Source organism: Ruegeria marisflavi (genome assembly GCF_025673445.1).
GTDB lineage: Bacteria > Pseudomonadota > Alphaproteobacteria > Rhodobacterales > Rhodobacteraceae > Ruegeria_B > Ruegeria_B marisflavi.
The window spans coordinates 349,899-360,933 of the sequence record NZ_JAOVQN010000002.1; the positions used below are offsets into that span (position 1 = coordinate 349,899).

Annotated in this window: 9 protein-coding genes; 4 read left to right on the forward strand and 5 right to left on the reverse strand. The window is 64.6% G+C overall.

All coding sequences use genetic code 11. The features are described from left to right. Nucleotides 1–101: 101 nt before the first annotated feature. The 5 genes from speB to OEZ49_RS03625 all read right to left on the reverse strand — a co-directional run bounded on the left by speB (nucleotide 102) and on the right by OEZ49_RS03625 (nucleotide 6,240). On the reverse strand, nucleotides 102–950 hold the full coding sequence (gene speB, locus OEZ49_RS03605; protein WP_263387040.1) for an agmatinase: 849 nt from the start codon (nucleotides 948–950) through the stop codon (nucleotides 102–104). Beyond that, nucleotides 947–2,116, reverse strand: a complete 1,170-nt coding sequence (gene nspC, locus OEZ49_RS03610) for a carboxynorspermidine decarboxylase (protein ID WP_263387041.1) — start codon at nucleotides 2,114–2,116, stop codon at nucleotides 947–949. Before nspC ends, speB begins: the two co-directional genes overlap by 4 nt. A 96-nt stretch (nucleotides 2,117–2,212) precedes the next feature. Next, nucleotides 2,213–3,424 (reverse strand): saccharopine dehydrogenase family protein, encoded by a 1,212-nt coding sequence (locus OEZ49_RS03615; RefSeq protein ID WP_263387042.1) that lies wholly within the window; start codon nucleotides 3,422–3,424, stop codon nucleotides 2,213–2,215. Nucleotides 3,425–3,449: 25 nt separating this feature from the next. Next, complete coding sequence (speA, locus tag OEZ49_RS03620) at nucleotides 3,450–5,339, reverse strand: biosynthetic arginine decarboxylase (RefSeq protein WP_263387043.1); 1,890 nt, start codon at nucleotides 5,337–5,339, stop codon at nucleotides 3,450–3,452. A gap of 232 nt (nucleotides 5,340–5,571) precedes the next feature. Further along, entirely contained in the window at nucleotides 5,572–6,240 is a 669-nt protein-coding gene (locus OEZ49_RS03625) for a GntR family transcriptional regulator (protein ID WP_263387044.1), read from the reverse strand. A gap of 152 nt (nucleotides 6,241–6,392) precedes the next feature. Between OEZ49_RS03625 and OEZ49_RS03630 the strand changes: the two genes are divergently transcribed. The 4 genes from OEZ49_RS03630 to OEZ49_RS03645 are packed head-to-tail and all read left to right on the forward strand — an operon-like array spanning nucleotide 6,393 to nucleotide 11,033. Continuing rightward, nucleotides 6,393–7,343 carry a dihydrodipicolinate synthase family protein gene (locus tag OEZ49_RS03630; protein WP_263387045.1) on the forward strand — a complete coding sequence of 317 codons (951 nt, stop codon included), beginning with the start codon at nucleotides 6,393–6,395 and terminating at the stop codon, nucleotides 7,341–7,343. A gap of 10 nt (nucleotides 7,344–7,353) precedes the next feature. Further along, the gene (locus OEZ49_RS03635) at nucleotides 7,354–8,784 is read left to right on the forward strand and encodes an aldehyde dehydrogenase family protein (RefSeq protein WP_263387046.1); all 1,431 of its coding nucleotides are present in this window, start codon (nucleotides 7,354–7,356) and stop codon (nucleotides 8,782–8,784) included. Continuing rightward, nucleotides 8,781–10,025, forward strand: coding sequence for an NAD(P)/FAD-dependent oxidoreductase (locus OEZ49_RS03640; protein ID WP_263387047.1), 1,245 nt, complete (start codon nucleotides 8,781–8,783; stop codon nucleotides 10,023–10,025). The genes OEZ49_RS03635 and OEZ49_RS03640 overlap by 4 nt, the downstream gene beginning before the upstream one ends. Nucleotides 10,026–10,031: 6 nt before the next feature. Next, a complete protein-coding gene (locus OEZ49_RS03645) occupies nucleotides 10,032–11,033 on the forward strand; it encodes a 4-hydroxyproline epimerase (RefSeq protein ID WP_263387048.1) in 1,002 nt (333 codons plus the stop codon). The last annotated feature ends 2 nt before the right edge of the window (nucleotides 11,034–11,035 follow it).

The following is an 11,035-nucleotide window of genomic DNA, read 5'->3' on the forward strand; positions in this document are numbered from 1 at the left end:
AGCGATGTGATCCGAGCCTAGGCTAGGCGCTTTGTCCCTTGCGGGGAACGCAGAAAAAGGGAATGCTAATCATTTGTTTTCGGAATGACCGGCGTTCTTTTTCACTCGGTGCAGGCGGCCATCAGGCGATAGACGATCTGAGCCGTGGTGAAATCCCAGGCGGCATTGCCGTCGGGCGCCAGTTCCACCACGTCGAGCCCGACACATCTGCGGCCCTTGAGCGCGTGCTCGACCAGGTGCAGCGCCTGGTAGTAGCCGAGGCCGCCGGGCACTGGTGTGCCGGTGGCGGGCATCTGGCTGGGGTCCAGCCCATCGACATCAAAGCTGACATAGACCAGCTCGGGGAAGTCCTCGGGCAGGTCTATGGTGTGGATGTTGGTGGTGACCAGTTCCTCGGCATCCTTGTAAAACACGCCGTGTCTGGCGCGTTCTTCCATTTCCTGCTGGCAGAGGGCGCGGACGCCGAATTGCGCCAGCCGAATACCCTCCTCGGCGAGCAGGTGCATGACCGAGGCATGGCTGTGTTTCTCGCCCTGATAGGCGATGCGCAGGTCGGCATGGGCGTCGATCTGCACCAGCCCCAGTGGTTGCCCCAGAGCGCGCGCCACGCCTATCACCGCCCCGTAGCTCAGCGAATGTTCGCCCCCCAGCGTGACCGGTACGCGGCCCCCGCGGATGGCGGCCTCAGTCCGCTGTGCCAGACGCTCCATCACCTCGGGCAGCGGACCGTCGCAGTCGAGCGGGGCTTCGGTGAAGATACCCCGTGCGCAGGGCTCGGCGCCGTTGGTGATGCGCTCCAGCTCGTTACTGGCCTCGATGATCGCGGCCGGACCGGCGGCGGTGCCCGAGCCATAAGAGACGGTGCGTTCCAACGGAACGGGGATGATCCGGAAACGAGCGTCCTCGCCGCGCTCGGACGCGGTCAGTTCGCTGTCGAGGAAGATGCTCATGAGAGACGGTCCTTGAAGTCGGAATAGTCGAATTGGCGGATGATGCGCAGCGCGTCGGTCTTGCTGTTCCACAGCGCGATGGTGGGCAGGGGCACACCGTTGAACGTGTTGGTCTTGACCATCGAGTAATGCGCCTGATCGAGAAAGGCAAAGCGCTGGCCGATGGCCAGCGGCTGATCCCAAGTGTAGTCGCCGATCACGTCGCCCGCCAGGCAGGAGGGGCCGCCCAGGCGATAGGTATGGCCGCTCTCGGCCTCGTCCATCAGGGCGGGGCGATAAGGCGCCTCGATCACATCGGGCATGTGGCAGGTGGCCGAGATATCGGTGATGGCGAGGTCCATGCCATTGGTCGGCAGGTCGAGGATTTCACCCACGAGGATACCGGCATCCAGCGCCACCGCCTCGCCGGGTTCGAGATAGACGTCGAGGCCGTGTTTTTCCCGGATGCCCTTGATGAATTGCACCAGCGCGTCGCGGTCGTAATCGGCGCGGGTGATGTGATGACCGCCGCCGAAATTGAGCCATTTGAAGCCGGGCAGATAGTGGGCGAGTTTTGGCTCGACCGCCGCCCAGGTGCGCAGCAAAGGCTGGAACCCCTGTTCACAGAGCGTGTGCATGTGCAGCCCGTCGACCCCTGTTAGCGCCTCGGGCGTCAGCAAACTGACCGGGGTGCCGAGCCGCGAGCAGGGCGCGCAGGGGTCGTATTTGGCGATCTCGCCTTCGGAATGTTCGGGGTTGAACCTGAGACCCACCTGAACGCCCGCCGCCTGGGCGCGGTTCAGGAAACGGTCCTTTTGGGCCGGGCTGTTGAAGATGATGTGGTCGCTGAGCGAGAGGATCTCGTCGATATCCTGCTCCTTGTAGCCAGCGCAGAACGTGGCGACTTCGCCGCCGTATTCCTCGCGCCCCAACCGCGCTTCGTAGATGCCGCTGGCGCAGGTGCCGCCGAGATATTGGCGCACCAGCGGGGCGAGGGCGAACATGGAAAACGCCTTGAGCGCCGAGAGCACATGCGCGCCGGAGCGGTCGGAGATATCCTTGAGTATAGCAAGATTGCGCTCGATGGCGACCTCGTCCACCACGAAACAGGGCGTGGGAACGCGGGACATGTCGAAACGGCGGAAGGCGCCAGCGTCGCCGGCCTGAGTTTGCATCACATCTGCCATATCCGGCGTCTCCCTGAGGCGGAGAGGCCGGGGGGCGCTACCCCCCGGACCCCCCGGGATATTTGAAGCAAGAGGAAAGAGTGGTCTTGCGTTTGCTCAGAACTCGACCGGACCGTCGAGTTCATGGACCTGCCAGGGCAGGCCGTGATTGTTGAGCATGTCCATGAAATCGTCCGGGTCGAGCTGTTCCATGTTCCACACGCCCGGTTCCACCCAGTTGCCCTTGAGCACTTGCGCCGCACCGATCATCGCGGGGACACCGGTGGTGTAGGAAACCGCTTGGCTGCCCACCTCGCGGAAGCATTCCTCGTGGTCGCAGATGTTGTAGATGTAGTAGGTCTTCTCTCCCGAGCCGTCCCTGGCCTGACCCGTGGCGATATCGCCGATGCAGGCCTTGCCCTTGGTTTCCTCGGCCAGCGTGCCGGGATCGGGCAGCAGGGTTTTCAGGAACTGGATCGGGATGATTTCCTTGCCGTCATGCATGACCGGGTCGATGCGGGTCATGCCGACGTTTTCCAGCACGCGTGCATGCATGATGTAAGCGTCGCCAAAGGTCATCCAGAAGCGGGCGCGCTCGATCTCGGGGAAGTGGGTCGAGAGGCTCTCCAGTTCCTCGTGATACATCAGGTACATGTTCTTGGGCCCGATGCCGGGGAAATCGAACTCGACCTTGTGGGTCATGGCGGGCGTGACCTGCCAGGCGCCATTTTCCCAGTGCCGTGCCTCGGCCAGAACCTCGCGCAGGTTGATCTCGGGGTTGAAATTGGTGGCGAATGCCTGATCGTTCGAGCCGCCATTGGCGTCCAGCACGTCGATCTGGCGGATGGTGGCAAGCTTGTGCTTTTTCAGCCAGGTGGCAAAGACCGAGGTCACGCCCGGATCGAAGCCCGAGCCGAGGATGGCGGTAAGGCCCGCTTTCTTGAACTTGTCCTGATAGGCCCATTGCCAGTGGTATTCGAACTTGGCCACATCCTCGGGCTCATAGTTCGCGGTATCGAGGTAATGGCACCCGGCCTCGAGGCAGGCATCCATCAGCTTGAGGTCCTGGTAGGGCAGGGCGAGATTGACGAGGATTTCGGCGCCGGTCTCCTTGATGAGCGCAACGGTGGCGGCCACGTCCATCGCATCGAGCGCGGCGGTCTTGATCGTCACGCCGGTGCGCTCCTTGACCGAGGCGGCGATGGCGTCGCATTTCGCCTTGGTCCGGCTGGCCAGAGTGATTTCGGTGAAGATGTCGGAATTCATGGCCATCTTGTGAACGGCGGCGTGGCTGACGCCACCTGCGCCGACAACGAGTGTTTTGCCCATGGGAAAGTCTCCTCTGGCTGGTGGGTTATTCGTAATAGGTATAGCCGTTGATGCTGTCGCGGTAGGCGCCGATGATCAACTTGCGTTCGCTGGCCTTGAGGCTGCCGTTTGAGATTGCGCCATCGACGAGCTTGCGAAAGGCGGCGACGCAATCGGCAGGGTCGTATTCGACGTATGACAGCACCTCGGAAATGGTATCGCCCTCCTGCTCGTGCAGCAGGTCGAACCCGCCATCAGCGCGCAGGTCGATGGTGACCACGTTGGTATCGCCAAAGAGGTTGTGCAGATCGCCCAAAGTCTCCTGGTAGGCGCCGACGAAGAAGACGCCGAGGTAATAGTCCTGATCATCGGGCAGCGAATGCACTGGCAGTGAGGGCGACACGCCATCGGCGAGGATAAAACGGTCTACCTTGCCGTCGCTGTCGCAAGTGATGTCGGACAGGACCGCGCGGCGGTCGGGTGTCTGGTTCAGCATCTGGAGCGGCACGATCGGGTGCAGCTGGTCGATGGCCCAGACATCGGGCAACGACTGGAACAGTGAAAAGTTGCAGTGGTAGATATCGGCGATCTTTTCCATCTGCGCGTCGAGATCGGTCTCGGCCTCGACCTCGGCCACCATGGTCTTGATCCGGGCCATCAGCGACAGATAGATGCGTTCGGCCCGGGCCATCTGACGCAGGTCCACATAGCCGCGGCGGAAGAGGGCCCGCAATTCGTTGCGATAGAAGGTGGCGTCGTTCCAGCATTCCTGAAGCCGCGCGGGTGTCAGATAGCCGTTCACCGCGGCCAGATCGGCCACCAGATGGTGATCGTCGGGTTCCACACCAGGCGCGGTGGGCGCGTCGTACAGCGTGCTTTCGAGCACGTTGAACACCAGCAATGACGAGGTCGCCACCACTGCTCGGCCGCTTTCGGTGACGATGGTGGGATGCGCGATAACGGCCTCGTCCATCGCATAGGCGACGGTTTCCACCACGTTGGCGCAGTATTCCTCGACCGTGTAGTTGATCGAGTTCTCGGTGGCGCGTTTTTCGCCGGTGTAATCGACACCCATGCCTCCGCCCAGATCCAGGTGGCTGAGCGGCACGCCTTCGGCGCTGAGTTCGGTGAAATAGCGGCAGGCCTCGCCCACGGCGCGGCGCACGTCGTTGACGTCGGGCACCTGGCTGCCCAGATGTGAGTGTTGCAGTTTCAGGCAATGGATCAGCCCGGCATCGCGCAGCTTGTCGACCACGCGCACAAGCTGGTCGGTGTTCATGCCAAAGGACGAGCGGTCGCCCGAGCTTTCCTCCCATTTGCCGCTGATCTGGTTGGTCAGTTTCACCCGCACGCCCAGAAGCGGCTCGATCCCGAGTTCTTTGTAGACCTCGATGACGGTCTCGGCCTCTTTCGGGCTTTCCAACACGATAACGGTGTTGAAGCCCAGTTTGCGGCTGAGGATGGCCAGCCGGATGAACTCGGCATCCTTGACCCCGTTGCAGACGATCAGCGCCTCGGGCGCCAGCTTGTGCGCCAGGGCGATCACCAGTTCGGGTTTCGAGCCGGCCTCAAGCCCGTAATTGTAGCGGTGGCCAAACTCGACAATGCGGTCGATCACCTGCGCCTGCTGGTTCACCTTGATCGGGAACACGCCGCGATAAGCGCCCTTGTAACCCGAGCGGGCGATGGCGTCGGCGAAGCTGTCGTTGATATGGCAGATCTCGTTTTCGAGATAGGAACTGATCCGCAGCAGCATCGGCGCGCGGATTCCGCGCTGTTCGAGGTCGCGCAGAATGTCGGGGAGGCTGACAGTAGCGGCCTCGGGCCGGAGTGGATTGCGGAGCCCGATTTCACCCTCTTCTGTCACCACAATCAGACCCTTGCCCCATTTGTCCACGCCATAGATGGAATGCGGTGCGTCGAGAAGATGTTTCAATCGGGTCGGCCTTTCCTGCGGCTGGGGTCCGGTAACGGGTCGCCGTTTAACGGCGGGGTTCGATTCGTCCAAGGCCAAACTTGCGGCGGTGGCAAAGGGGGCGAGAAACGGGCTTTGGGTCGTTTGCGCCCGAGGCCTTGGTCGGTAGTCGGGCCAGCATAACCAAGGATCGCAACAACTTGAAACCGTTTGTGGTGATTTTCCGGCAAACGGATGGCTGCGGTTTGCGGGCTTACCGGCTGCCTGGTCCCATATGTTCGGCCAGCGAGTCCCGGGCGCCCCGGATATGCTCGGCGGTCAGGGTGGCGGCGCGTTCGGCTTCCCCCTTGGCGCAGGCGTCGAGAATGACCAGATGCTCGCGCCGGGCGCGGTCCATGCCATCGCTCAGCACCAGTTGCGCGCGCAAATAGCGGTCGATCCGGTCCATCGCGTTTTCGATGACCCCCAGGTGATAGGGCAGGGCCGAGGCGCGGTAGAGCGTTTCGTGAAACTCGCGGTTCAGTTCACCATATTGCATCGGGTCGCCGGCGGCGGCGAAGCGTTCCAGACAGGCGCGGGCGGTGTCCAGCACTTCGGTCGTCATATTGGGCACCGCGCGGCGCACCACCTCGGCCTCGACCAGCGCGCGGAAATCGAAGATTTCGGCGGCCTCGGCCATCGATAGGCCCGCCACCACGGCGCCCTTGTAGCGTTCGGTCTTCACCAGACCCTGTTGCTCCAGCATGGTCAGCGCCTCGCGCACGGGAATGCGGCTGGTGTTGAAGCTGCGCGCGATCTCGTCCTGGCGCAGCGGTTCGCCATCGGTCAGGTCGCCTTCGACAATCGCGCGGCGCAGGGCGGCAAAGATGATACTGGCCGCCGAGGCCGAGCGCCCGATGTCAACCGTCTGAAACTTTGCCATTTTCCACGCTGCCCGTTGCTGCCTTGCCCATAGGCTATCGTAAGGGGGTAGAGATGTAAAAATTTTATATTGAATATTGGATCCAATATCCGATACCAAGAGAATATCTCGACTCAGGGCGGGTCCGGTGATCCGCGATGAAAGGACATTCCATGACCCAAACCGTTTTCTCCGGCACGATGCCGGCGCTGATGACCCCCTGCACCCCCGACCGCCGCCCCGATTTCGATGCGCTTGTGCGCAAGGGGCGCGAGATGATTGCCGCGGGCATGTCGGCGGTGGTCTATTGCGGCTCGATGGGGGACTGGCCGCTGTTGACCGATGCCGAGCGGATGGAGGGCGTGGCGCGCCTGACCGGTGCCGGGGTGCCGGTGATCGTTGGTACCGGCGCGGTCAACACCGCCTCGGCCGTCGCCCATGCCCGCCACGCGGCCGAGGTGGGCGCGCGCGGTCTGATGGTGATTCCGCGCGTGTTGTCGCGCGGCAGCTCGATGGCGGCGCAGCGCGCCCATTTCGCGGCGATCCTGTCGGCGGCGCCCGACCTGCCGGCGGTGATCTACAACAGCCCCTATTACGGCTTTGCCACCCGCGCCGACCTGTTCTTTGACCTGCGCCGGGCGCATCCCAACCTGATCGGATTCAAGGAGTTCGGCGGCAAGGCCGACCTGCGTTACGCGGCTGAGGCGATCACCTCGCAGGACGACGGTGTGACGTTGATGGTCGGGGTCGATACCGCCGTCTTTCATGGTTTCGTCAATTGCGGGGCCGAGGGGGCGATCACTGGCATCGGCAACGCGCTGCCGCGCGAGGTGCTGCATCTGGTTGCGCTCTGCCGCCGGGCGGCGACAGGCGATCCGGTGGCGCGGATGCGCGCGCAGGAGCTGGAAGAGGCGCTGGGGGTGCTCTCGTCCTTTGACGAGGGGCCGGACCTGGTCCTTTACTACAAGCACCTGATGGTGCTGAACGGCCAGCCGGAATACAGCCTCCATTTCAACGAGACCGACGTGCTGAGCGACAGCCAGCGCGGCTATGTCGAGCGGCAGTACGCCCTGTTCCGCACCTGGTATGCCGACTGGTCGCGGCAGTTGGACCTGGCGGCCTGAGGCGACGGGAATGGAGTATCGCAATCTTATCGGTGGCGACTGGTTTGCCTGCGGCACGGGCCGCGCAAATGTGAACCCCTCGGATGTGACCGATATCATCGGTCACGCCGCTCAGGCCGGGGAAGGAGAGTTGGACGCTGCCATTGCCGCCGCCCATGCGGCCGCACCGCTTTGGGCCGCATCGACCCCACAACAGCGGTTCGATGCGCTCGATTTCACGGGCGCCGAGCTGTTGGCGCGCAAGGAGGAACTGGGGCGGCTCTTGTCGCGGGAAGAGGGCAAGACGCTGGCCGAAGGGATCGGCGAGGTGGCGCGCGCTGGGCAGATTTTTAAGTTCTTCGCCGGTGAGGCGCTGCGTCAGACCGGCGATAGACTGGCCTCGGTCAGGCCCGGGGTCGAGGTCGAGGTCACCCGCACGCCGGTGGGCGTGGTGGGCCTGATCACCCCCTGGAACTTTCCCATCGCCATCCCGGCCTGGAAAATCGCCCCGGCGCTGGCGCATGGCAATGCGGTGGTGCTGAAACCCGCCGACCTGGTGCCGGGATGCGCCCATGCGCTGGTCGAGATCCTGTCGTGCGCGGGTCTGCCCGCGGGGGTGGTGAACCTGGTGATGGGGCGCGGGTCCGAAATTGGGCCGCGTCTGGTATCGGATGCGCGGGTGGACGCGATTTCCTTTACCGGGTCGGTGCCCACCGGGCGTGGTATCGCGGCGGCCTGTGGTGCGGCGATGAAGAAGGTGCAGCTGGAGATGGGCGGCAAGAACCCGATGGTGGTTCTGGACGATGCCGATCTGGATCTGGCGGTGGCCGCCTGTCTCAATGGCGCGTTCTTTTCGACCGGTCAGCGCTGCACTGCCTCTTCGCGGCTGATCGTGACCGAGGGCGTGCATGACCGTTTCGTGGCGGCGCTGACGGCGGCGATGCGCGATCTGCCGGTGGGCGATGCGCTGGACCCGGCAACCCAGATGGGGCCGGTGGTGGATGCGCGGCAGCTGGAGCAGAACCTAGACTATGTAGAAATCGCGCGGGCCGAGGGCGGTACTGTCACCGGCGGCGAACGGTTGGTTTTGGACAAGGACGGGTTCTATATGGCCCCGGCCCTGATAACCGAAACCACGCCCGACATGCGCATCAACCGCGAAGAGGTGTTCGGCCCCGTCGCCTCGGTCCTCCGCGTGCGGGATTATGACGAGGCTTTGGCGGTGGCAAATGACACCGAATTTGGCCTGTCGGCGGGGATCTGCTCCACCTCGCTGAAACATGCGAGCCATTTCAAGGCCAATGCGCGCGCGGGCATGGTGATGGTCAACCTGCCTACGGCGGGGGTGGACTATCACGTGCCCTTTGGCGGCACCAAGGGGTCGAGCTATGGGGCGCGCGAACAGGGGACCTATGCCGCCGAGTTCTACACCACCGTCAAGACCGCCTATACGCTGCCATGACGCGCGGTGCCGAGGTCGTCGTCATCGGGGCTGGCGTGGTCGGCATCACCTGCGCGCTGGCCCTGCAAGGGGCCGGGTGTGCGGTCACGGTGCTGGACCGCAAGGGGGTCGCGGCCGAGGCGTCGGCGGGCAATGCCGGGGCTTTTGCCTTTGCCGATGTGATCCCGCTGGCGACGCCGGGGATCATGCGCAAGGCGCCGAAATGGCTGCTCGATCCGCTGGGGCCGCTGTCGGTTCCGCCGGGTTACGCCGCGCAGATCGCGCCCTGGATGGTCCGGTTCTGGCGGGCCAGTTGGCGCGACCGCTATGCCAGTGCGCTGGCAGCGCAGGCGGCGCTGATGCGGCTGAGCGCCGAGGCGCTGGATGCACTGATTGTCGAGACCGGCGCGCGGGCGCTGGTGCGCGACGAGGGGCAGTTGCAGCTCTACGAAGGGCAGCGCGCCTTTGAGGCCAGCCTGCCCGGCTGGGAGACCCGCGCCGCCCATGGGGTCGCGTTCCGCCTGCTCGACCGGCCCGAGGCGATTGCCGAGATTCAGCCCGGCCTGTCGCCGCGTTTCACCCATGCCGGGTTCACCCCCGGCTGGCGCAATCTAACCGATCCGGCGCATTGGGTCGCGCATCTGGCGGATGTGTTCCGGGCGCGAGGCGGGCGGATCGAGATCGCCGAGGTCCGCGCGTTGCGGCAAGAGGGCGAGACGGTGACGCTCGACTGTGCCGATCGTGCCCGCCGGGCGGACCGGGCGGTGATCTGCGCCGGGGCCTGGTCGCATCACCTGGCGCGCACGCTGGGCGACCGTATCCCGCTGGAAACCGAGCGCGGCTATAACACCACCCTGCCTGCGGGCGCTTTCGATCTGCGCACGCATCTTACCTTTCCCGATCACGGTTTTGTCGTCTCGCGCATCGGGCAGGGTGTGCGTGTCGGCGGCGCGGTCGAACTGGGCGGGTTGAAACGCCCGCCCAACTGGCGGAGGGCCGCGGTGCTGCTGGACAAGGCGCGCGATTTCCTGCCCGGTCTGCGGGCCGAGGGCGGGACACATTGGATGGGGTTCCGCCCCTCGCTGCCCGACAGCCTGCCGGTGATCGGCACGGCCCCGCGCGCGGATCGCGTCACCTATGCCTTTGGCCACGGCCATCTAGGCTTGACCCAGTCGGCGGGCACGGCGGCGCTGGTCGCAGCGCTTGTCACTGGGGCTGCTCCCCGGATCGACCTTTCCCCCTACGCTGCAACCCGTTTCTGAGGTATCATGACCCAGTTCACCTTTTCCTGTATCGACGGCCATACCTGCGGCAATCCGGTGCGCGTGGTTACCGGCGGCGCGCCACGCCTGGAGGGCGCCACCATGCTGGAGCGCCGGGCGCATTTCCAGGCCGAGTTCGACTGGATCCGCACCGGTCTGATGTTCGAGCCGCGCGGCCATGACCAGATGTCGGGCAGCATCCTCTATCCGCCGACGCGCGAGGATTGCGATGTGGGGGTTCTCTATATCGAGACCTCGGGCTGTCTGCCGATGTGCGGGCATGGCACCATCGGCACGGTGACAACCGCCATCGAACACGGGCTGGTCGCGCCCCGTGTGCCGGGTGTGCTGCGGCTCGACACGCCCGCCGGGCTGGTGGTGGCGGAATACCGGCAAGAGGGGCGGTTTGTCGAAGAGGTGCGGCTGACCAATGTGCCCGCCTATCTGCATGCCTCGGGTCTGAGCGCCCATGTCGAGGGACTGGGCGAGGTCACGGTCGATGTCGCCTATGGCGGCAATTTCTATGCAATCGTCGAGCCGCAGGCGGTGTTCCGCGACATTGCCGATCACCGGGCGCTGGATCTGGTTGGGTGGAGCCCGCGCCTGCGCGCGGCGCTGAACGAGAAGTATGCGTTTGTTCACCCCGAGAAATCCGAGATCCGGGGGCTGTCGCATATCCTGTGGACCGGGCAGCCGACCCAGCCCGGCGCCGATGCCCGCAACGCGGTGTTTTATGGCGACAAGGCGATTGACCGGTCGCCCTGCGGCACCGGAACCTCGGCCCGGATGGCGCAGCTTGCGGCGCGGGGCGCGTTGCGTCCCGGTGATGATTTCGTGCACGAGTCCATCATCGGCTCACTGTTTCATGGCCGGGTCGAGGCCTTGGCAGAGGTGGGCGGCAGGCCGGGTATCATCCCCTCGATTGGCGGCTGGGCGCGGGTGACGGGCTTCAACACCATCTTCATTGACGCGCGCGACCCCTATGCCCATGGTTTCGTCGTGGCCTGAAC

Bases quoted from the DNA above. Each gene is read 5' to 3' on its own strand.
- speB (WP_263387040.1), bottom strand. From the start codon at position 950: ATGAGCATCTTCCTCGACAGCGAACTGACCGCGTCCGAGCGCGGCGAG.
- nspC (WP_263387041.1), bottom strand. From the start codon at position 2,116: ATGGCAGATGTGATGCAAACTCAGGCCGGCGACGCTGGCGCCTTCCGC.
- OEZ49_RS03615 (WP_263387042.1), bottom strand. From the start codon at position 3,424: ATGGGCAAAACACTCGTTGTCGGCGCAGGTGGCGTCAGCCACGCCGCC.
- OEZ49_RS03625 (WP_263387044.1), bottom strand. From the start codon at position 6,240: ATGGCAAAGTTTCAGACGGTTGACATCGGGCGCTCGGCCTCGGCGGCC.
- OEZ49_RS03630 (WP_263387045.1), top strand. From the start codon at position 6,393: ATGACCCAAACCGTTTTCTCCGGCACGATGCCGGCGCTGATGACCCCC.
- OEZ49_RS03635 (WP_263387046.1), top strand. From the start codon at position 7,354: ATGGAGTATCGCAATCTTATCGGTGGCGACTGGTTTGCCTGCGGCACG.
- OEZ49_RS03640 (WP_263387047.1), top strand. From the start codon at position 8,781: ATGACGCGCGGTGCCGAGGTCGTCGTCATCGGGGCTGGCGTGGTCGGC.
- OEZ49_RS03645 (WP_263387048.1), top strand. From the start codon at position 10,032: ATGACCCAGTTCACCTTTTCCTGTATCGACGGCCATACCTGCGGCAAT.